Annotated in this window: 18 protein-coding genes; 9 read left to right on the top strand and 9 right to left on the bottom strand. The window is 71.0% G+C overall.

The annotated features are described in order from the left end of the window. Positions 1-45 precede the first annotated feature (45 nt). A complete protein-coding gene (locus AC07EJ_RS32825; RefSeq protein ID WP_389475660.1) occupies positions 46-1,290 on the top strand; it encodes a TerD family protein in 1,245 nt (414 codons plus the stop codon). A 253-nt stretch (positions 1,291-1,543) separates the two neighbouring features. Here the strand turns inward: AC07EJ_RS32825 and AC07EJ_RS32820 are convergent, their stop codons facing one another. The 3 genes from AC07EJ_RS32820 to AC07EJ_RS32810 all read right to left on the bottom strand — a co-directional run bounded on the left by AC07EJ_RS32820 (position 1,544) and on the right by AC07EJ_RS32810 (position 3,690). Then, on the bottom strand, positions 1,544-1,771 hold the full coding sequence (locus AC07EJ_RS32820; RefSeq protein WP_116502770.1) for a CarD family transcriptional regulator: 228 nt from the start codon (positions 1,769-1,771) through the stop codon (positions 1,544-1,546). A 143-nt stretch (positions 1,772-1,914) separates the two neighbouring features. Further along, positions 1,915-2,934: a 1-aminocyclopropane-1-carboxylate deaminase gene (locus tag AC07EJ_RS32815; protein ID WP_478885631.1), complete on the bottom strand. Its 1,020-nt coding sequence runs from the start codon at positions 2,932-2,934 to the stop codon at positions 1,915-1,917. A gap of 105 nt (positions 2,935-3,039) precedes the next feature. After that, the gene (locus tag AC07EJ_RS32810; protein WP_389475418.1) at positions 3,040-3,690 is read right to left on the bottom strand and encodes a GntR family transcriptional regulator; all 651 of its coding nucleotides are present in this window, start codon (positions 3,688-3,690) and stop codon (positions 3,040-3,042) included. 167 nt (positions 3,691-3,857) lie between these two features. Between AC07EJ_RS32810 and AC07EJ_RS32805 the strand changes: the two genes are divergently transcribed. After that, positions 3,858-4,748: a serine/threonine-protein kinase gene (locus AC07EJ_RS32805; RefSeq protein WP_478885630.1), complete on the top strand. Its 891-nt coding sequence runs from the start codon at positions 3,858-3,860 to the stop codon at positions 4,746-4,748. Between the two features lie 111 nt (positions 4,749-4,859). Here the strand turns inward: AC07EJ_RS32805 and AC07EJ_RS32800 are convergent, their stop codons facing one another. Both AC07EJ_RS32800 and AC07EJ_RS32795 read right to left on the bottom strand, forming a co-directional pair. After that, positions 4,860-6,335 (bottom strand): alkaline phosphatase PhoX, encoded by a 1,476-nt coding sequence (locus tag AC07EJ_RS32800; protein WP_393585850.1) that lies wholly within the window; start codon positions 6,333-6,335, stop codon positions 4,860-4,862. 231 nt (positions 6,336-6,566) lie between these two features. Beyond that, positions 6,567-8,018 (bottom strand): hypothetical protein, encoded by a 1,452-nt coding sequence (locus AC07EJ_RS32795; protein WP_389475412.1) that lies wholly within the window; start codon positions 8,016-8,018, stop codon positions 6,567-6,569. 215 nt (positions 8,019-8,233) lie between these two features. On the opposite strand from AC07EJ_RS32795, the gene AC07EJ_RS32790 reads away from it, so the two are divergent. After that, a complete protein-coding gene (locus tag AC07EJ_RS32790) occupies positions 8,234-10,057 on the top strand; it encodes an endonuclease/exonuclease/phosphatase family protein (protein ID WP_389475410.1) in 1,824 nt (607 codons plus the stop codon). Positions 10,058-10,130: 73 nt separating this feature from the next. Here AC07EJ_RS32790 and AC07EJ_RS32785 read toward each other — a convergent pair whose 3' ends face one another. Together AC07EJ_RS32785 and AC07EJ_RS32780 are read right to left on the bottom strand one after the other, a co-directional pair. Then, the gene (locus tag AC07EJ_RS32785) at positions 10,131-10,874 is read right to left on the bottom strand and encodes an SRPBCC family protein (protein WP_478885629.1); all 744 of its coding nucleotides are present in this window, start codon (positions 10,872-10,874) and stop codon (positions 10,131-10,133) included. A gap of 27 nt (positions 10,875-10,901) precedes the next feature. Next, entirely contained in the window at positions 10,902-11,522 is a 621-nt protein-coding gene (locus AC07EJ_RS32780; protein WP_393585857.1) for an ArsR/SmtB family transcription factor, read from the bottom strand. 385 nt (positions 11,523-11,907) lie between these two features. On the opposite strand from AC07EJ_RS32780, the gene AC07EJ_RS32775 reads away from it, so the two are divergent. From AC07EJ_RS32775 to AC07EJ_RS32760, 4 genes are all read left to right on the top strand, one after another. Then, entirely contained in the window at positions 11,908-12,447 is a 540-nt protein-coding gene (locus AC07EJ_RS32775) for a hypothetical protein (protein ID WP_393585859.1), read from the top strand. A gap of 66 nt (positions 12,448-12,513) precedes the next feature. Further along, entirely contained in the window at positions 12,514-13,359 is an 846-nt protein-coding gene (locus AC07EJ_RS32770; protein ID WP_362908033.1) for a DUF4097 family beta strand repeat-containing protein, read from the top strand. Between the two features lie 81 nt (positions 13,360-13,440). Continuing rightward, positions 13,441-14,451, top strand: coding sequence for an ATP-binding cassette domain-containing protein (locus tag AC07EJ_RS32765; protein ID WP_389475402.1), 1,011 nt, complete (start codon positions 13,441-13,443; stop codon positions 14,449-14,451). Continuing rightward, on the top strand, positions 14,448-15,242 hold the full coding sequence (locus AC07EJ_RS32760; RefSeq protein WP_389475400.1) for an ABC transporter permease: 795 nt from the start codon (positions 14,448-14,450) through the stop codon (positions 15,240-15,242). Before AC07EJ_RS32765 ends, AC07EJ_RS32760 begins: the two co-directional genes overlap by 4 nt. 114 nt (positions 15,243-15,356) lie before the next feature. Here AC07EJ_RS32760 and AC07EJ_RS32755 read toward each other — a convergent pair whose 3' ends face one another. Then, complete coding sequence (locus tag AC07EJ_RS32755; RefSeq protein WP_393585863.1) at positions 15,357-15,596, bottom strand: hypothetical protein; 240 nt, start codon at positions 15,594-15,596, stop codon at positions 15,357-15,359. A gap of 207 nt (positions 15,597-15,803) precedes the next feature. Here AC07EJ_RS32755 and dapA point away from each other — a divergent pair, with 207 nt between their 5' ends. Together dapA and AC07EJ_RS32745 are read left to right on the top strand one after the other, a co-directional pair. Further along, positions 15,804-16,706, top strand: coding sequence for a 4-hydroxy-tetrahydrodipicolinate synthase (dapA, locus tag AC07EJ_RS32750; protein ID WP_389475396.1), 903 nt, complete (start codon positions 15,804-15,806; stop codon positions 16,704-16,706). A 258-nt stretch (positions 16,707-16,964) separates the two neighbouring features. After that, positions 16,965-18,023 carry an autotransporter outer membrane beta-barrel domain-containing protein gene (locus AC07EJ_RS32745; protein WP_389475394.1) on the top strand — a complete coding sequence of 353 codons (1,059 nt, stop codon included), beginning with the start codon at positions 16,965-16,967 and terminating at the stop codon, positions 18,021-18,023. Between the two features lie 230 nt (positions 18,024-18,253). Here AC07EJ_RS32745 and dapD read toward each other — a convergent pair whose 3' ends face one another. After that, positions 18,254-19,255, bottom strand: a complete 1,002-nt coding sequence (gene dapD, locus AC07EJ_RS32740) for a 2,3,4,5-tetrahydropyridine-2,6-dicarboxylate N-succinyltransferase (RefSeq protein WP_116502754.1) — start codon at positions 19,253-19,255, stop codon at positions 18,254-18,256. Positions 19,256-19,382 lie beyond the last annotated feature (127 nt).

Below are 19,382 nucleotides of genomic sequence, written 5' to 3'. Positions count from 1 at the left end.
AGGGAACGGCAAAGCCGTATCGCTCGTTACCCCGGCATGACCGCTATGACCCCCGGCTCGAACATCCCGCTGTCCACCGCCCGCGTGGCGGTGGACGTCGCCGCCCCGGTGCGGCTCGACGTCTCGGGCCTGCTGCTCACCGCCGACGGCAAGGTGCGTTCCGACGACGACTTCATCTTCTACAACCAGCCCTCGGGCCCGGGCGTGGCCTACCGCTCCGGCGGCGGCACGGCACCGGACGCGATCGTGGTGGACACGGCCGCCGTGCCGCCGGGCATCGAGAAGATCGTCGTCACCGCGAGCCCGGACGCGGCGGGCCAGACCTTCCAGGGCATCGAGCCCACGGCCACGATCCGGGGTGTCGACGACGGCTCCGTGCTGGCCACGTTCACGCCGCCGCAGCTCGGCACCGAGACGGCCCTGGTGATCGTCGAGATCTACCTCCGCAACGGCGCGTGGAAGGCCCGCGCGGTGGGCCAGGGCTATGCGAACGGTCTGGCGGGCATCGCCACGGACTTCGGCGTGAGCGTCGAGGAGCCCGCCGCCCCGGCACCGGCCCCCGCTCCGGCACAGCACGCGCCTGTACAGCCCGCACAGCCCGTGCAGGCCATGCCCGCGCCGACCACTCCCCCGGTCGACCCGCGCGTGGCACCGCCCGCCCCGGCCGCCGCGGCCCCGGCAGCGGCGCCCGCCGCACCCGCGCCGGGCGCCGGGAAGATCAATCTGGACAAGGGCCGCGTCAGCCTCCAGAAGAACCAGACGGTGTCTCTCGTCAAGGGCGGGCAGCCGCTGCTCTCGCAGGTCAAGATGGGTCTCGGCTGGGAGCCCGCCTTCCGCGGCAAGAACATCGACCTGGACGCGTCGGTCATCGCCTTCGGCCCCCAGCGCAACCACGTGGACAGCTGCTACTTCGGCAAGCTCTCGATCGTGAACGGCGCGATCAAGCACTCCGGCGACAACCTCACGGGCGAGGGCGGCGGGGACGACGAGGTCATCGTCGTCGACCTGGGCCGGATCCCGCAGGAGGTGACGGGCCTGGTGTTCACGGTGAACTCGTTCTCGGGCCAGAAGTTCACCGAGGTCGCCAAGGCGTACTGCCGTCTCATCGACGCGGCGACGGGCGAGGAGCTGGTCCGCTTCGACCTGACGAACGCGGAGGCGCAGACGGGCGTGATGATGGCGAAGCTCGTCCGCCAGTTCTCCGGCGAGTGGGACATGACGGCCATGGGCGACTTCGTGAAGTCGCGGACGGTACGCGGCATGGTCAAGTCGGCGGCACAGGCACTCTGAGAGCGAACGACGTGACGCGCAGGCACTCCGAGAACGGCCTGACGCGCGGGCGCACCGAGGCGCGCAGTCCCTCGCTCATGCGAGCGAGGGGTTGCCGCCGGGATCCGGCGCGTCACGAGGGGTGACGGGCGGACAGGACAGAGGCGGTCGGCGGCACGGAAACCCGTGTTGCCGACCGCCTCTTGGCGTCAGCCTCCGAAACCGTGGACACGACCCCCGAATCCAGGGCGCCGGGTCCGAAGCGTCGGATACGTCAGAGCTTGGACAGCTTGGAGAACGGGCTCAGGAATCGGCCCTGCTGCCCGGCGAAGTCGATGAGCACGGCTTCGTCGCCCTCGACCCCGATGATCCTGCCGAGGCCGTACTGATCATGGGAAACGCGGTCGCCCACGGCGAACTGCTCTACCGGCGGAGCGGGCTTTGCCGGAACGTTGAAGGGGCTGCCCGGAAGGTGGCGGCGCGTACTGGGGGGCCTTGTCATTCAATGAGTATGCGCCCCGCGCCCCCGCGGACACCACGCCTACGTGCTCACACTTCGGTGACGATGTCCGTGAAGCACCCCTCGCGACCTGCGCTCACCTGCGCCTGAGCCCCTCCGGCACGGGCTTTTCGCAGCGACGCAGATCACTGGAAAAGCGCGCTGTACGCGTTCAGGGCGGGCTGGCCGCCGAGGTGGGCGTACAGGACGGTCGCGTCGGGGCCGATCTCGCCCCGGGCGACCAGGTCGATCATCCCGGCCATCGACTTTCCCTCGTACACGGGATCGGTCACCATGCCCTCCGTGCGGGCCGCCCGTCGCATCGCGTCGAGCGTGGCCTCGTCGGGGACGCCGTACGTCCCCGCGTGGTACCGCTCGTCGAGCTCGACCTCGTCCTGCGTCAGCTCCCTCCGTACGCCGATGAGCCGGGCCGTGCCCCGGGCGATCCGCAGGATCTGTTCGCGGGTGCGGGCCGGTTCGGCGGAGGCGTCGATGCCGAGGATGCGCCGGGGACGGCCGCCGGACTCGACGAGCGCCGCGCACCCCGCGATCATCCCCGCCTGGGTCGACCCGGTGACCGAGCAGACGACGACGGTGTCGAAGAAGACGCCCAACTCATGTTCCTGATCGGCCAGTTCGTGAGCCCACCGGGCGAACCCCAGGCCGCCGAGGCGGTGTTCGGAGCAGCCGGCCGGGATCGCGTACGGGCGGCCGCCCGCCTCCTCCACCTCGCGCACGGCCTGCTCCCAGCTCTCCTTGACGCCGATGCCGAACCCGGCCCGCACCAGACGCACCTCCGCGCCCGCGAGCCGGGAGATGAGGATGTTGCCGACCTTGTCGTAGACGGAGTCCGGCCACTCCACCCAACTCTCCTGCACGAGAACGCACTTGAGGCCCGTCCGGGCCGCGACGGCCGCGACCTGGCGGGTGTGGTTCGACTGCACCCCGCCGATCGACACGAGCGTGTCGCAGCCCTGCGCGAGCGCGTCCGCGACGAGGTACTCCAGCTTGCGGGTCTTGTTCCCGCCGTACGCGATCCCGGAGTTGCAGTCCTCCCGCTTGGCCCAGAGCGCGGCCCCGCCGAGGTCGGCGGTGAGCCGGTCCAGCGGGTGCACGGGTGAGGGGCCGAAGAGCAGGGGATAGCGCTCGTACGCGTCGATCGTCACGGGACCTCCCGGGGTCGGTTCGGTCGATTCGATTGATTCGGTCGATTCAGTCGGTTCGGTCGGTTCGGGGCCGCGGGTGCGGGGCCCGCCTTGCGCGCCGGCCGGCTACGCCTCGTCGTCGGCCAGTTCCTCCAGTACGCGCCAGATCTCCGTCGTGATCCGTACCGCGGCCGCCACGTCCCCCGCGGCGCAGGCGTCGATGAGGCGGGCGTGCGGCTCGGCGGAGCCGCACGCGGCGCCCTGGCCGAAGCGGCGCCGCTCCAGGCGGCGGATGAGCGGCGTGTAGCGGGCGATGGTGCCGGCCGCGGCACGGTTGCCCGAGACGCGGACCAGGACGCCGTGCAGCTCGTCGTCCGCACGCAGGGCCGCGTCCACGTCACCGGCCGCGACGGCCGCCGCGAACCGCCCGTTGGCCTCGCGCATCGCGTCGGTGTCGGCCCGGGTGAGGCGGGGCACGGCGGTGCGGACGGCGAGCTCGTGCATGGCGCGCACGACGGCGGCCGCGTCCCGTACGTCGGCCGCCACCAGGGGGGTCACCCGGGTGTGGCTCTGCGGTTTGGTCTCCAGGAGCCCCTCGTCCACGAGCCGCGAGAACGCCGCGCGGACGGGCGCGCGGGACAGGCCGAGGAGTTCGGCGAGATCCGCGTCACGTACGACCGCGCCCGGCGCGATGTCCCCGCCGACGATGGCGTCACGGATCGCCGTACAGGCCTGGTCTTTCAGGAGGGTGCGCTGCACCCTTCGGATGGCCGCCATGAACTGAAATGTTAGATACCAATAGTCTTCGCGGGAACCCCCGGGTGCCGGCCTTGCGTCGCAGTGATCGTCGGCGGTTCTCGCGGCCCGGGTCTTCCGGGTCTCCCTGGCCGCCGGCGGCGAGCCGCGGTACCGCTGTTCGAAGCCGTACAGGAGGATGCCGTTCCATGGTGCGTCTCGCGGGTTACCGCCTCGTCAGTCAGCTCGGCGACGGCGGCACGGGGACCGCCCACCTGGCGCGCTCCCCCGCGGGCCAGGTCGTGGTGGTCAAGGCGGTGCGGGAATCTCTCGCTGCCGAGCCGCTGTTCAGGGCGCGGTACCGGTGGGAGACCGAGGCGGCGCGGGCCGTGCGGGGGCCCTTCACGGCGGTCGTCCTCGATGCCGACCCCGAGGCGGCGGTGCCCTGGCTCGCGGCCGAGTTCTGCGTGGGCCCCTCGCTGTCGGAGGCGGTGGCGGCGCTCGGTCTGCCGGACCCGGGTGCCCTGGGCGCGATCGGCGCCTCGCTCGCGGCGGCGCTCACGGCGATCCATGCGACGGGGCTCGTGCACGGCGATCTCAAGCCGGCGAACGTCGTCGTGACGGCCACCGGGCCCAAGGTCATCGACTTCGGCGTCGCGAAGGCGGCGGTCCCGGGCCACGGGACGTCCGGCGAACCGGCCGGCTCCCCGGGCTTCATGGCGCCCGAGCAGATCACCCACGCAGTCCCGGCCGGCGCCCCCGCGGACGTGTTCGCGCTCGGCGCGCTGCTCGGCCTCTGCGCGACGGGCCGCAATCCGCACGGCGCGGGCAACGCCCCGCACGTCATCCACCGCACGCTGCACGAGGAGCCGGATCTCGTCGGCGTACCGGACCAGGAGTGGCAGGCGTTCCTCGGCGGCTGCCTGGCCAAGTCCCCCTACGCCCGTCCGACCGTTCCCGAGGTCCTGGCGTGGTGCGTCGCGCGGGCTACGCCGTACCCCTGGTGGGAGCAGGAGGAGGTCGCGGCCCTCATCCACGTCCACGAGGAGTCGCTCGCGGAGCGGCTGGTGGCGGAGGAGCAGGAACAGGAACAGGACTGATCCGGGGACGACCGCGGCCGACGCGCACGGCAGGTGCGTGCGCGTCGGCCGGAAGACGGTCGTCAGCCGTCGGCCGGAGGTCAGCCGTCAGCCGCTTCGGGTGGAGCGTGATCAGTTCGAGCGCTGCCGCTTCCAGGGCCCCGTGATGGCGAGCATGATGCCCGGGGTCTGGATGTTCGCGTAGAGGGTCCGGCCGTCGGGCGAGAAGGTGACGCCGGTGAACTCGCTGTACTCCGGCTCCTCTTCGCTGCCGATGTTCAGCTCGTTGCGCGCGATCGGGTACGTGCGTCCGCTGTCGGTCGCGCCGAACAGGTGCTGGATGCCGTTGCCGTCCTCGGCGATGACGAGGCCGCCGTACGGGGAGACCGTGATGTTGTCCGGACCGTCGAAGGCGCCGTCCTTGGAGGGGTCCGCGTTCACGCCGAGGAGGACCTTGAGCGTCAGGGTGCGGCGCTTGGGGTCGTAGAACCAGACCTGTCCGTCGTGCTGGACGGGGCTCTCCTCACGGGCGAACGAGGAGACGATGTACGTGCCGCCGTCGGCCCACCACATGCCTTCGAGCTTGCGGGCGCGGGTGACCTCACCCTCGGCGAACTGCTTGCGCACGGAGACCGTCCTGGCGTCGCGGTCGGACACGTCGATCCAGTCCACGCCGTAGACCGTGCCGATCCGCGTGGCACGCGACAGGTCGTCGACGAAGCGGCCGCCGGAGTCGAAGCACTTGGTGGCCTGGAGGACGCCCGCGTCGTCGGCGAGCGTGCGCAGCTTGCCTCGGCCGTGCTGGAAGCCCTTGGGCGGGGTCCAGCGGTAGAGCAGGCCGTTGGGGCCCGCCGCGTCCTCGGTGAGGTAGGCGTGGCCGCGCTTGGGGTCGATGACGACGGCCTCGTGGGCGTACCGGCCGAAGGCCTTGACCGGCTTGGGCGCGCGGTTCGCGCGGCTGTCCGCGGGATCGACCTCGAAGACGTAGCCGTGGTCCTTGGTCATGCCGTTGGCGCCGGCCTTGTCCTCGGTCTCCTCGCAGGTCAGCCAGGTGTCCCAAGGGGTGCGTCCGCCCGCGCAGTTGGTGGCGGTGCCGGCGATGCCGACCCACTCGGCGACGTGTCCGTCGCGGCGGACCTCGACGACGGTGCAGCCGCCGGCGGCGGCCGGGTCGTAGACGAGGCCCTCGGCCAGCGGGACCGGGTATTTCGCCTTGGTGCGGGCGCCGCCGATCTCGTGGTTGTTGACGAGCAGCGTGGTACCGCGGGGACCGTCGAAGGTGGCGGTGCCGTCGTGGTTCGACGGCGTCGACTCACCGGACTCCAGCGTCGTCTTTCCGGTGTACGTGATGACGCGGTACGAGAATCCGGCGGGCAGCGCGAGCAGGCCCTTCGGGTCGTCCACGAGCGGGCCGTAGCCGACACCGTGGTGGTGCCCGTCGTGGTCCTCGTGACCTTCGTGGCCCTCGGTGTGCGCGATGTCCTCATGTTCGCCTTCGGCCGCCAGCGCACCGGGAGCGGTGGCGAGCGCGCCGACGGTGCCGGTCAGGGCGATGCCCGCGCCGGTGGCGGCGGAGCGTCTCGTGAAGTCCCTGCGGGTGAGCGACATGGTGTCTCCTGTGACCGGGTGGCGGTGACGGTGGCGGTGGAGCTGGCGCTGTTGGCGTTTCGGCCACACGTTCCCTGCCATGCCTGAACGGGGGCTGAACTCCGTACGACGCAGGCAGAGCGAACACGTTCACGGTCATCGGCGGGCCCGGTGGCCGGGTGGGTGCGGAGAGGCGGTACGCGAAGGGGGCGGGGCGCCCGCGCGCCCCGCCCCCTCACTGCCCCGCCGTCGCTATCCGCCCTGCGCGGACCTCGCCTTGAACGCCGCCTTGCGGGCCTCCTTGGCCACCTTCTTGTCGGGGTGCAGGCGGCCCATCGCCTCCAGCACGTCCGCCGTCGCCGGGTGGTCCACCTTCCACGCCGCCGCGAAGAACCCGCGGTGCTGGGCCGCGAGCCCCTCGACCAGGCCCTGGAGCTCGTCGGAGTTGCCCTCCAGGGCGAGCTGCGCGGCGATCGTGTCGACGGTGAGCCAGAAGATCAGGGACTCCGGCGGCGCGGGTACGTCGCTCGCCCCGTGCTCGGCGAGCCAGACCCGCGCGAGACCGCCCAGCTCCGCGTCGTCGAGCACCTCCCTGAGCGCCGGCTCCGCCTCGCGGCCCACCAGGGACAGCGCCTGCTGGCAGCGCAGCCGCCGCAGCGGCGCCCCGGCGTCCGCGCCGCGCGCCGCGGCCAGCAACTCCCGTGCCGCCGCGAGCTGTTCGCGCTGTGCGAGCCACTGCTCGATCTCGGCCTGCGCGGCGGCCTGCGGGAAGGACGACGTGCCGTCGAGCAGCGTGTCGGCGCCCTTGTCCGCGAGGTCGCCGACGACGGGCGCGTCGAGGCCCGCGTCGATCATGCGCGCGCGAACGCCGTAGAGCCCGAGCGGGGTGAGCCGCACCATGCCGTACCGCGTGACGTCCGAGTCGTCGAAGGTGTCGGGCTCGGAAATCCCGTCGCCTTCCTCGATCTCCGCCATCAGCGCCTCGTCGACCGGCTGGAACTCGACGAGCCCCACCGGGGTGAGCAGCCGGAACTGGTCGTCCAGCTTCAGCATCGCGTCCGACACCTGCTCCAGGACGTCGTCCGTGGGCTCGCCCATGTCGTCGGGCACGATCATCGACGCGGCGAGGGCGGGCAGCGGGACGGGTTCGTCGCCGGCGCCGCCCTCGGTGACGGTCAGGAGATAGAGGTTGCCGAGGACGCCTTCGAGGAACTCGGCCTCCGCCTCGGGGTCCCAGTCGAGCTGCGAGAAGTCGACCTCGCCGGTCTCCTCCAGGACGTCGACGAGGTGGTCCATGTCCTCGATGTCCGGGATGCTCGCGTCGGCGAGCGCGGTGTCCAGGGCGCCGAGCCAGAGGCCGAGGATGTCCTGCGGGCTGCCGGAGGTGACGACGGCGAGGTCCTCGCCCGCGGCGACGGTGCCCTCCTCCTCGTCCACGATCTCCACGAGTCCGGTGTCGACGGCGACCCGCCAGGCCTCGCTCGCGTCCGCGGCCCCGTCGGAGTCCGCGCCGAGCCCGAGTTCGAGCGCCGCGGCGGGCAGCTGTTCCTCGACGAGTTCGCCGCCCGCGCCGACCCGGGTCGCGGGTCCCGCCCAGCGGGCGAGCCGGACCGCGCGGGAGAGCAGCGGGGTGGCGAGGGCGTCCCGCGCGAGCTCCGCTTCGGAGTGCAGCCTCGCCGGCGGCAGGGGGGAGCTGTCTGACATCGCCTTGTTCTCCTCCGGACGTGTTGTGCGACCGCTCAGCCTAGACGGATTTGCCATCATGCCGCCCGGTTCATGTACCCGTCAGAAACCGTACACCGGTGAAACCTTGACAACTCCCCTTGCTCCACAAGACATTTACGCGCGTAGAAGAGTACGGAGCGACCACTCGCTCCACCCTCGTCCCGGCGCCTCACGCACGTCCCCGGAGGGACCCCTTGCCGAGCAAGAACTCGTCGCGCCTCGCCGCGCTGACCGTCGCCGCCGTCTGCTCCACCGTCTCCGCCGTCGTCCTGACCTCGCCCGCACACGCGGACGCGATACGCATCCATGACATCCAGGGCGCGACCCGGACGTCCCCGCTGGCCGGGAAACAGGTCACGGACGTGGCCGGGGTGGTCACGGGCGTCAGAACGTACGGCTCGTCCAAGGGCTTCTGGATCCAGGACACGGCGCCCGACGCCGACCCTGCCACGAGCGAGGGCGTGTTCGTCTTCACCAGCTCGGCCCCGAAGGCCACCGCCGGTGACGCGGTGACGGTCTCGGGCACGGTCTCGGAGTACGTCCCCGGCGGCGCCTCGTCGGGCAACCAGTCCGTCACGGAGATCACCAAGCCGACGGTCACGGTCGTCTCGTCGGGCAACGCGCTCCCGGCCGCCACGGTCATCGACGCGAAGTCGGTCCCCGCCGCGTACGCCCCGGCCGGCGACCCGGCGGCGAACGGCTCGGTCAACGCCCTGCCGCTGCGCCCGTCGAAGTACGCCCTCGACCTCTACGAGTCCCTGGAGGGCATGAACGTACGCGTCGGCTCCTCCCGCGTCGTCACCGCCTCCGACGCGTACGCCGAGCTGTGGGTGACGGTCAAGCCGCACGAGAACCCGACGCGCCGCGGCGGCACCGTCTACGGCTCGTACGGGTCCCAGAACACGGGCCGTCTGCAGATCCAGTCGCTCGGCACGGTCGCCGACTTCCCCGCCGCGAACGTCGGGGACACCCTGGCGGGACGGACCGAAGGGCCCCTGGACTACAACCAGTTCGGCGGTTACACGCTGGTCGCGCGGGAGCTCGGCACCCTGGGCAAGGGGGGCATCGAGCGGGAGACGACGCGGCAGCAGAAGCGCGGCGAGCTGGCCGTGGCCACGTACAACGTCGAGAACCTGGACCCGGGCGACGGCACCTTCGCCGCGCACGCGGCCGCGATCGTCGATCACCTGCAGTCGCCCGACGTCGTGTCCCTGGAGGAGATCCAGGACAACAACGGCGCGAAGGACGACGGCACGGTCGCCGCGGACGTCACGGTGAACAAGCTGATCGACGCGATCGTCGCCGCGGGCGGCCCGAAGTACGACTGGCGCTCCGTCGACCCGGTCAACGACCAGGACGGCGGCGAGCCCGGCGGCAACATCCGCCAGGTGTTCCTCTTCAACCCCGAGCGCGTCTCGTTCACCGACCGCGCGGGCGGCGACTCCACGACGCCGGTGGGCGTGACACGGACGCACGGGCGGGCCGCGCTGACCGCGTCCCCGGGCCGGATCGCCCCGGCCGACGAGGCGTGGAAGAACAGCCGCAAGCCGCTCGCGGGCGAGTTCGTCTTCCGCGGGAAGACCGTGTTCGTGATCGCCAACCACTTCGCGTCCAAGGGCGGCGACCAGGGCCTGACGGCCCAGTACCAGCCGCCGGCGCGCAGCTCGGAGACCCAGCGCCACGCGCAGGCGAACGCGGTGAACGGCTTCGTGAAGGAGATCCTCAAGGCGCAGAAGAACGCCGACGTCGTCACGCTCGGCGACATCAACGACTTCGAGTTCTCCGGCACGGCGCAGCGCCTGGAGGACGGCGGCGCCCTGTGGTCGGCGATCAAGTCCCTGCCGAGGAGCGAGCGTTACACGTACGACTACCAGGGCAACAGCCAGGTCCTCGACCAGATCCTGATCAGCCCGTCGATCCGGCACGACGACTTCGCGTACGACAGCGTGCACATCAACAGCGAGTTCAACGACCAGATCAGCGACCATGACCCGCAGGTGCTGCGGTTCCGTCCGTAGCACCTGCGGGTCTGTGCGTAGCCCTTGCGGTTCCGTACGCAGCACCTGCGGGCCGTCCGGCGGGCGGGGTCGGTCAGGCGAAGACCCCGTCCAGCCAGGCGCGCCAGGCCGCCTCGTCCTGCGCGGCGTCGGCGTCCGGCGCGAAGTCGTGGACGACGATGCCGACGGGCGCGCCCCAGCGGCCACGGCCGAAGACGCGGTACAGGGCGTCGTCGGTGCGCAGGCCGATGAAGTACGGATTGCGGTAGTCGAGTACGGCTTCCAGGGTCTCGCCGCCGGGGCCCTGGACCCGCAGCTCGGTGCCCTCGACGGCGTCGTCGGGCAGGCCGAGGGCGCGGCCGACGGCGGCGAGGGCCTCGGGGTTCGCCGAAGCGGCGGGACCGTCGAACATGGAGAAGGCGACGGGGCGGCCCGCGAAGTGCGTCAGGTACTGGCGCAGCGTGTGCAGGTAGAAGTCGGTGTGCTTGTCGGCGCCGTCGTAGTAGTCGTCCCAGTTGTCGGTGAAGATTCCGCTGTGGACGTAGCGGACCCAGGCGCGGCGGCCGCCGTCGCGGGCCTCGATGACGTGGTCCAGCTGGTTGAGGGTCTGGAACGGGGGCAGCGCGTCCGGGTTGTCCGAGCGGGCGGTGAGCCGGTGCTCGGGGTCCCAGGCGGTGATCGTGGCGCCGTGCGGGCCCCGGCCGCCCTCCTTCGGCTCGTACTCCATCGGCCACAGCCAGCCGCCGGTGCCCGAGGTGAGCGCCTCCCAGACCTGCTCGGGGGTGGCGTCGACCTCGAACTCGCGGGCGATCTCGAATTCCCTGGGTTCGTTCGTCATGGCGGTAACTCCTTGGTGCGGTCGGTCTCAGTGCGGTCGGTCTTCGAGGGGCGGTCGGGGCTGCGGGTCCTTCACCGTGGGATGCACGGCGATCACCACGCGGTGGTCGCGGCCGCCCTCCGCGGATCCGTCGTGGTATTTGCGGACGAGCGCGCCGACCCCTTGGGTCAGCTCCTCGATGAACGCGGCCCGGTCCGCGGCGGACGCGAACCTCACCTCGCCGTCGAGCGCATAGGTGGCCAGGCGCTTCTTCGCCTTGGCGGCCCCGGTCAGCAGCGCTCCCACGTCCTGTACGAGCCGTGCGGCGACGGCGAGCAGCCAGCGGGCGGAGAGCTGGTCGCGGGCCCGGTCCGGGTCGGGCTGCACGGCGCCGAGCGCGACCGGTGAGATCACGTACGAGGCGGCCGTGGCCCGCATCAGGCGCTCGGTGACATTGCCCTTGCGCCGCTCCCCCGCCAGCTCGACCAGGCCGTGCTTCTCCAGCGCCTTGAGGTGGTAGTTCACCTTCTGGCGCGGCAGGCCGACCTTGGGGGCGAGCATCGCGGCGGATGCGGGTCCTGCGGCCAGCTCCGCGAGCAGCCGGGCCCTGATCGGGTCGAGGGAGACCGCGGCTGCCGCCGGGTCCTCGATCACGGTGACGTCCAACATGACTCCATCGTCCCACCGACAACTTTTTTTGTCCAGGCGGCTCGATTGTTCGGTGCGTCACGGAGCGACCGACCCGGCGACCTGCCACTGGACGACCTATCGCCGGGCGCCCTCCACCGGGTGATCCACCCAGAGTTGAGGCCAAGGATCCGCGCGGGTCGGTCACGGTGACACCACGACGCGCCGCGTGGCGCCACGAGGCACCACATGGCACCACATGGCACCACCAGAGACGTCAGAGCGGCCGAGACGCCACATGGCACCGCATTGACGCAGCCCAATCTCGGCACGTTTCCGCAGGTCAGAAAGGCCACCTCACCCCCGACCCGCATTCAATCCCCCCATGCGCTTGCGCATGGCACCACCATGGTGCCACTATGACGTCATGGACCTCACGCCGTATGTCGACAACCTCCGCCGCGAACTCGCGGTGGCCGCCGAAGCCGGCGGCGAAGAAGCCCGCGAGCTGGCCGAGCGGCTCACCGCTCCCCTGGAGTCGGCGACCCGCCTGACGATGCTCAACGTGCTCTCCGCCGCGATGGGCGAGATCACCCGCGAACTCGCCCCGGGCTCGGTCGACGTACGACTGCGCGGACTCGACCCCGACTTCGTGGTGACACGGCCGGCGGGCGACGAGGCGTACGAGGACAGGAGCGGGCCGGCCGAGCCGCTCAAGGCGCCGGCCCCGGCCCCGGCCGACGGAGACGACGGCGGCACCGCCCGCGTCAACCTGCGCCTGCCCGCCCACCTCAAGGCGCGCGCAGAGGACGCCGCGAGCCGCGAGGGCCTTTCGGTCAACGCGTGGCTGGTACGAGCCGTGTCGGCCGCGGTCGACGGCGGCACCCCGTCACGTGCGCCGGGAAGCCCCCAGGCCACCCGCACCACCCGCAGCGTCGGACAGAGCTTCACGGGCTGGGTGCGCTAGCCGCGCACCCAGCCCGCCCGAATTCACCCGGAATTTCACCCTGAGACCCAAGAGGACGGGACAGCCATGCCTTCTTTCGACACTCCCCAGCCGATCTCGGTCACCGCAAACGTGGCCGCCGGTTCCATCCAGTTCTCCGCGAGCGACCGCCTCGACACGGTCGTCGAGCTGCGGCCCCGCGACCCGAAGAAGGACAAGGACGTGCGGGTCGCCGAGCAGACCGAGGTCACGTACGCGAACGGCGTGCTGACCATCCGGACGCCCAAGGGGCGCTACCTCGTCGGTCCCACCGGCAGCGTCGACGTGACGGTCGAACTGCCCACCGGCTCCCACATCGACACGACCGGCTCCTGGACCCAGGTGCTCGGCGAGGGCCGGCTCGGCGAGGTCCGCGTGAAGACGTCGTCGGGTGACGTCCGCCTGGACGTGACGGGCCCGCTCCAGCTGACCGCGTCGCACGGCTCGATCACTGTGGACCACGTCGAGGGCCTGGCCGAGATCACCACCAGCTCCGGCAGCCTGCGCGTCGGTGTCGTGGACGGCCCGGCCGTCCTGAAGAACTCGCACGGCTCCACGACCGTCGGCACCGCGATCGGCGATCTGCGGGTGAGCGGCGCCAACGGCGACATCGACATCCGGCGCGCCGAGAGCTCGGTCACCGCGACCACCGCCCACGGCACCCTGCGCGTGGGCGACGTGGCCCGCGGCACCGTCCAGCTGGAGACCTCCTACGGCGCCATCGACGTCGGCATCCGCGAGGGCACGGCCGCCTGGCTCGACGCCGGCTCGGGCAACGGGCAGGTGCGCAACACGCTCACCGCGTCCGACAGCCCGGAGAAGAGCGAGGAAACCGTCGAGGTCCGCGCCCGGACCAAGTTCGGCAACATCGACATCCGCCGCGCCCGGGCCTGACCCGCCCGAAGCCCCTTACGCCACACACCACTTCACCGCTCACCACTTCGCCGCTCACCACGCCTTCGAATGGAGGGCCCCATGCCTTCGTCTGTCATGCCCACGCCCAAGCTGGGCATCGACCAGCAGCCGCCCGCCGCCGTCTCCGCCGTCGACCTGCGCAAGTCGTACGGCGACAAGACCGTCCTCGACGGCATCGACCTGCACATCCCGACCGGCTCGGTGTTCGCCCTGCTCGGGCCGAACGGCGCCGGCAAGACCACCGCCGTCAAGATCCTGTCCACGCTCATCTCGGCCGACGGCGGCCAGGCCCAGGTCGCGGGCCACGACGTCGCCACTGCGCCCGACGGCGTACGCGCCGCGATCGGCGTCACCGGCCAGTTCTCCGCCGTCGACGGGCTGATCACCGGCGAGGAGAACATGCTCCTCATGGCGGACCTGCACCACCTGCCCAAGCGCGAGGGGCGGCGCGTCGCCGCCGACCTCCTGGAGCGCTTCGACCTGAGCGAGGCGGCGAAGAAGCCCGCCTCCACCTACTCCGGCGGCATGAAGCGCCGCCTCGACATCGCCATGACGCTCGTCGGCAGCCCGCGGATCATCTTCCTCGACGAGCCGACCACCGGCCTCGACCCGCGCGCCCGGCACAACATGTGGGGCATCATCCGCGAGTTGGTCTCCGACGGAGTCACCGTCTTCCTCACCACGCAGTACCTGGACGAGGCCGACGAACTCGCCGACCGCATCGCCGTGCTCAACGACGGCAAGATCGCCGCCGAAGGCACCGCCGAGGAGCTCAAGCGGCTCATCCCCGGCGGCCACATCCGGCTCCGTTTCACCGACCCGGGCGCCTACCGGTCCGCCGCCGTCTCGCTGCGCGAGGCACACGGGGACGACGAGGCCCTCACGCTGCAACTCCCCAGCGACGGCAGCCAGCGCGAGCTGCGCTCCATCCTCGACTGGCTCGACTCGCTGGGCATCGAGGCGGACGAGCTGACGGTGCACACCCCCGACCTCGACGACGTGTTCTTCGCCCTGACCGGCGGCGCCGGCGTCCCCAACCTGCCGACCCAGCCCAAGGAGGCTGACCGATGAGCTCCCTGTCCCTCGCCGTGCGCGACTCGTCCACGATGCTGCGCCGCAACCTCCTGCACGCGCGGCGCTACCCCTCCATGACGCTGAATCTGCTGCTCACGCCCGTCGTCCTGCTGCTGCTCTTCGTCTACATCTTCGGCGACGTGATGAGCGCGGGCATCGGCGGCGGTCACGCGGACCGCTCCGCGTACATCGCGTATCTCGTCCCGGGCATCCTGATGCTGACCATCGGCGGCACCACGATCGGCAGTGCGGTGTCCGTCTCCATGGACATGACCGAGGGCATCATCGCCCGCTTCCGCACGATGGCGATCCACCGCGGGTCGGTGCTCATCGGGCATGTCATCGGCAGCGTCCTGCAGTGCGTGATGAGCGTCGTGCTCGTCGGGGCCGTCGCCGTGGCGATCGGCTTCCGCTCCACAGACGCGACCGCCCTGGAGTGGATCCTGGCGCTCGGACTGCTGGCCCTCGTCTCCCTGGCGCTCACCTGGATCGCGGTCGGGATGGGCCTGTCCAGCCCGAACGCCGAGGCGGCCAGCAACAACGCCATGCCGCTGATGGTCCTGCCACTCCTGTCCAGCGCCTTCGTGCCGGTCGACGCGATGCCGGGCTGGTTCCAGCCGATCGCCGAGTACCAGCCGTTCACCCCGGCCATCGAGACCCTGCGCGGACTGCTGCTCGGCACCGAGATCGGCAACAACGGGTGGCTGGCCGTGGGCTGGTGCGTGGGTCTCGCCGTACTGGGCTACGCCTGGTCGCGCTCGCTCTACAACGGCACCCCGAAGAACTGAGAGCCGAACACCGAGCAGGAAGCACGGAGCACTGAGCACTGAGCACTGAGCACTGAGCACGGGAACGTACAAGGGCGGGGCGCTCACTCACCGGCAGGGAGTGAGCGCCCCGCCCTACTGCTGTCCGCCCAGGCGCGCGGCGCCACGTTCCGCCTCGGCGAGGATCGCGTACCGGTCGGCCACGATCGCCTCCGCGTCGGACACCGCCCGTTCGGCGGCGAGGCGGCGCCCCGCGTGCGAGTGCGGGTCCGGTGCGGGGTGACTGCGGCGCCACCACACGTCACATGCGGCGTAGACGCCACTCGCGCAGATCAGCAGGGGAACGGCGAGGGCCAGGACGATGTCACGCACCACGGAAGGATCCTTATACGTTTTATATGTCTACGCATACGTGCGACTTCTCCCTGATATCTCGGAATCCGGGCGCACTTCCTGAAGGTCGCCCCCGGCCAATCTCCCGTCGGAACTCGGCCACGCACCCTCAACCGTTCAGCAAGCCTTGCCGTTACCTCGTAGAAGAATTAAGTGGAGCTGCACGGTGGGGGCGCCGAGACTGCACCTATGAGCCTCGCGAACTTCCCCCAACCGCCCTTCGGCCGCGCCCTGTGCGCCATGGTCACGCCGTTCGCCGACGACGGCACCCTGGACCTGGACGGCGCACAGCGCCTGGCGTCCCACCTGGTGGCCGAGGGCTGCGACGGTCTGGTCCTGTCCGGCACCACCGGCGAGTCACCGACGACGTCGGACGGCGAGAAGGCCGCGCTCGTGCGGGCCGTGAAGGACGCCGTCGGGGAGCGGGTCCCCGTCGTCGCGGGCGTCGGCACGGCGGACACCCGGCACACCGTGCAGCTGGCGGCCGGGGCCGAAAAGGCGGGCGCGGACGGCGTGTTGGTCGTCAGCCCGTACTACAGCCGCCCGCCGCAGGACGCTCTGGAGGCACACTTCCGTGAGATCGCGGACGCGTCCGGACTGCCGGTGATGCTGTACGACATCCCGGGCCGCACCGGCACGCGCATCGAGCCGGACACCCTGATCCGGCTCGCGTCCCACCCCCGGATCGTGGCCGTCAAGGACTGCGCGTACGACATGCTCGGTACGCAGAAGGTGCTCGGCGCGACCGGTCTCGCGTACTACGCGGGCTGCGAGGAGTTCGCGCTTCCGCTGTACGCGGTGGGCGGGGCGGGCTTCGTGTCGACGGTCGCGAACGTGGCGCCGCGCGCGCTGCGGGCGGTCCTTGACGCCTTCGACGCGGGTGACACCGGGGAGGCGGCCCGGCGCCAGCAACTCGCGGCGCCGCTCGTGGAGTTGATGATGGCGTCCGGCCTGCCGGGCACGGTCACCGCGAAGGCGCTGCTCGGCGCGCTCGGCCTACCGGGCGGCCCGGTCCGCGCACCGCTGCGGCCCGCCGGCCACGAGGTGACCGACGGACTGCTGTCCGCGTACGAGAGCTGCGTCAACGCATAGTGCTGTGCCTTCCCGGGGGACAGCCCCCGGGCCCCCGGCCGCACAGGCGCGTCCTCCGTGCCCGTCGGCCACTGCCACCGGGCGTCGGGTAGCAGGTCTCTTCGGGTTGTCCTCGCCGACCGAACGAGGGGACACCCAGCGTGGCTCCATGTGCCGAAAATCGGAAAGGCACATTCTCAACGCTGTCGCGTATTCGTGTTGCGCGCCCATGCAGGTCGTAAGCCTGGAGCCCGTCGATCCGAAAGCAGGAATGCCGCCTTGACCGCACTCCGAGTTCTTGCCGGTGCCGCCGCGATTGCCACGGTTACTACCGCCTTCACCGCCTTCACCTCTGTCCCCGCAGCCGCCCACACCCCTGAGCGTGTGCAGTGCACGAAGAGTGCTCTTACTGCCGCCATCACCAAAGCCAACGCCCAAGGTTTTGGCGAACTCAGTCTCGCCAAGGGCTGCGTCTACGACTTCACAGCACCCTTCTCGGGTGATGACGCGACACCTCCCATCACGGTGCCCGTCACCGTCGACGGAAACGGCGCCACTCTCCGGCGCGGTACTACCTCGAACCTCTTCCGCCTTCTCGACGTCGCAACCGGTGGAAGGGTGACGCTCAGCAATCTCAAAATCGAGAATGGCAACGTGACCGGCGACGGCGGGGGCCTCCTCGTCCAAAACGGGGGGACACTGAACGCGACGAATCTCCTCGTCAAGGGGAACACCGCCAGTAACAACGGCGGCGGCATCGAGAACATGGGAACCCTGAGGCTCATTCGGTCCAGGGTTACCGACAACGATGCCGCACGCTCCGGTGGGGGGATTTCCAGCGAAGGCGCCGCCTCCGTCATTTCCACCTCGGTTGACGGCAACTCGGCCAGCAGATTCTTTGGTGGCGGCGTGTTCAACGACAACATGATCACCATCACCCACAGCTCCATCACCGGCAACAGGGTTACGGAAGGCGACGGCGGCGGCCTTTGGAACAACTTCCAGATGACCGTCAACGACAGCAAGATCGCCGACAACAACGCCAGCGACCACGGAGGCGGCGTCACCAACGCACAGCTCGGAAGAGCCACCTTCAACTCGAGCACCATCACGAAGAACACCGCCGGTCTGCAGGCCGGCGGTATCTACAACGTCGACGCCGGCACCTACCTCGTCCTCAACCTCAGCTCCGTCACCCAGAACAAAGCGGGCAGTGCCCCCGGAGGCGTGTTCAACGACATCGGAGACGTCGTGGTGAACAAGCACTCCCCCATCACGGGAAACCTTCCTACCAACTGCGTCGGCAGCCCGTCTCCCGTGGCCGGTTGCACCGGCTGACCTGCCCACGTCCCGCAGCCGGCTCCCGGCCGGCATGCCGCAGCGGCACCAGCGGGTCCACGAGCACCGCTCACGCACGAGCGCCCTCCCGGGCCGTCCTGGGCCATGGAAGGGCGCTCGTTGGTGACCGACGTCGACAACTGCCGACAGCTCAGCAGCAGGTCAGAGTGCTCAGCAGCAGGTCAGAAGTATTGATCGATCAGGCGGCCGCAAGTTGCGGCCGCCTGTGATCAGTTGTGGCTGTGCAGAACCTCGTTCAGGCCGCCCCACACCGCGTTGTTCGGGCGGGCCTCGACGGCGCCGGTGACCGAGTTGCGGCGGAAAAGGATGTTCGAGGCGCCGGACAGGTCGCGGGCCTTGACGATCTCACCGTCGGGCATCGTGACGCGCGTACCGGCCGTGACGTACAGACCGGCCTCGACGACGCACTCGTCGCCCAGCGCGATGCCGACGCCCGCCTCGGCGCCGACGAGGCAGCGCTCGCCGATCGTGATGCGGACGTTGCCGCCGCCGGAGAGCGTGCCCATGGTGGAGGCGCCGCCGCCGATGTCGGAGCCGTTGCCGACGACGACGCCGGCGGAGATGCGGCCCTCGACCATCGACGTGCCGAGGGTGCCGGCGTTGAAGTTGACGAAGCCCTCGTGCATGACGGTGGTGCCCTCGGCGAGGTGCGCGCCGAGCCGTACGCGGTCGGCGTCGGCGATGCGGACGCCCTTCGGCGCGACGTAGTCCGTCATGCGGGGGAACTTGTCGATGGACGTCACGGCGAGGTGCAGGCCCTCGGCGCGGGCGTTGAGACGCACCTTCTCCACGTCGTCGACGGCGACCGGGCCGAGCGAGGTCCAGGCGACGTTGGCGAGGAGGCCGAAGACGCCGTCCAGGTTCTGCCCGTGCGGCTTGACCAGTCGGTGCGAGAGCAGGTGAAGGCGCAGGTACGCGTCGTGCGCGTCGAGCGGCTTGTCGTCGAGCGAGGCGATGACCGTGCGCACGGCGACGGTCTCCACACCGCGGCGGGCGTCGGTGCCGATGGCCTTCGCGGCGCCCTCGCCGAGCAGTTCGGCGGCGCGCTCGGCGGAGAGCCGCTCGGTGCCGGCCGGGCCCGGCTCGTCCTGGAGGGACGGGGCGGGGAACCAGGTGTCGAGGACGGTGCCGTCCGCGGTGAGCGTGGCGAGGCCTGCGGCGACGGCTCCGGTGGTGCGCTGAGCGGTGGTGCTGGCGGGAGAGTCAGACATGGGTGAAACCTAACCGGAGGTGCGCCGCGGGGGCGAACCGGTGCGCCCGGTGTCTCAGGTACCGGGCGCGCCGCGCGGCCCCGACCGGTCGGCCGCGGGTCGGCCTGGGGTCTGTCCGGCGGATCAG

It is taken from the genome of Streptomyces sp. NPDC045026, from assembly GCF_056432625.1.
The sequence above is the reverse complement of the archived record's forward strand: the minus strand, read 5'-3'. Positions and strand labels throughout refer to the sequence as shown.

Bases quoted from the DNA above. Each gene is read 5' to 3' on its own strand.
- AC07EJ_RS32825 (WP_389475660.1), top strand. From the start codon at position 46: ATGACCCCCGGCTCGAACATCCCGCTGTCCACCGCCCGCGTGGCGGTG.
- AC07EJ_RS32820 (WP_116502770.1), bottom strand. From the start codon at position 1,771: ATGACAAGGCCCCCCAGTACGCGCCGCCACCTTCCGGGCAGCCCCTTC.
- AC07EJ_RS32810 (WP_389475418.1), bottom strand. From the start codon at position 3,690: ATGGCGGCCATCCGAAGGGTGCAGCGCACCCTCCTGAAAGACCAGGCC.
- AC07EJ_RS32805 (WP_478885630.1), top strand. From the start codon at position 3,858: ATGGTGCGTCTCGCGGGTTACCGCCTCGTCAGTCAGCTCGGCGACGGC.
- AC07EJ_RS32800 (WP_393585850.1), bottom strand. From the start codon at position 6,335: ATGTCGCTCACCCGCAGGGACTTCACGAGACGCTCCGCCGCCACCGGC.
- AC07EJ_RS32795 (WP_389475412.1), bottom strand. From the start codon at position 8,018: ATGTCAGACAGCTCCCCCCTGCCGCCGGCGAGGCTGCACTCCGAAGCG.
- AC07EJ_RS32785 (WP_478885629.1), bottom strand. From the start codon at position 10,874: ATGACGAACGAACCCAGGGAATTCGAGATCGCCCGCGAGTTCGAGGTC.
- AC07EJ_RS32780 (WP_393585857.1), bottom strand. From the start codon at position 11,522: ATGTTGGACGTCACCGTGATCGAGGACCCGGCGGCAGCCGCGGTCTCC.
- AC07EJ_RS32775 (WP_393585859.1), top strand. From the start codon at position 11,908: ATGGACCTCACGCCGTATGTCGACAACCTCCGCCGCGAACTCGCGGTG.
- AC07EJ_RS32770 (WP_362908033.1), top strand. From the start codon at position 12,514: ATGCCTTCTTTCGACACTCCCCAGCCGATCTCGGTCACCGCAAACGTG.
- AC07EJ_RS32765 (WP_389475402.1), top strand. From the start codon at position 13,441: ATGCCTTCGTCTGTCATGCCCACGCCCAAGCTGGGCATCGACCAGCAG.
- AC07EJ_RS32760 (WP_389475400.1), top strand. From the start codon at position 14,448: ATGAGCTCCCTGTCCCTCGCCGTGCGCGACTCGTCCACGATGCTGCGC.
- dapA (WP_389475396.1), top strand. From the start codon at position 15,804: ATGAGCCTCGCGAACTTCCCCCAACCGCCCTTCGGCCGCGCCCTGTGC.
- dapD (WP_116502754.1), bottom strand. From the start codon at position 19,255: ATGTCTGACTCTCCCGCCAGCACCACCGCTCAGCGCACCACCGGAGCC.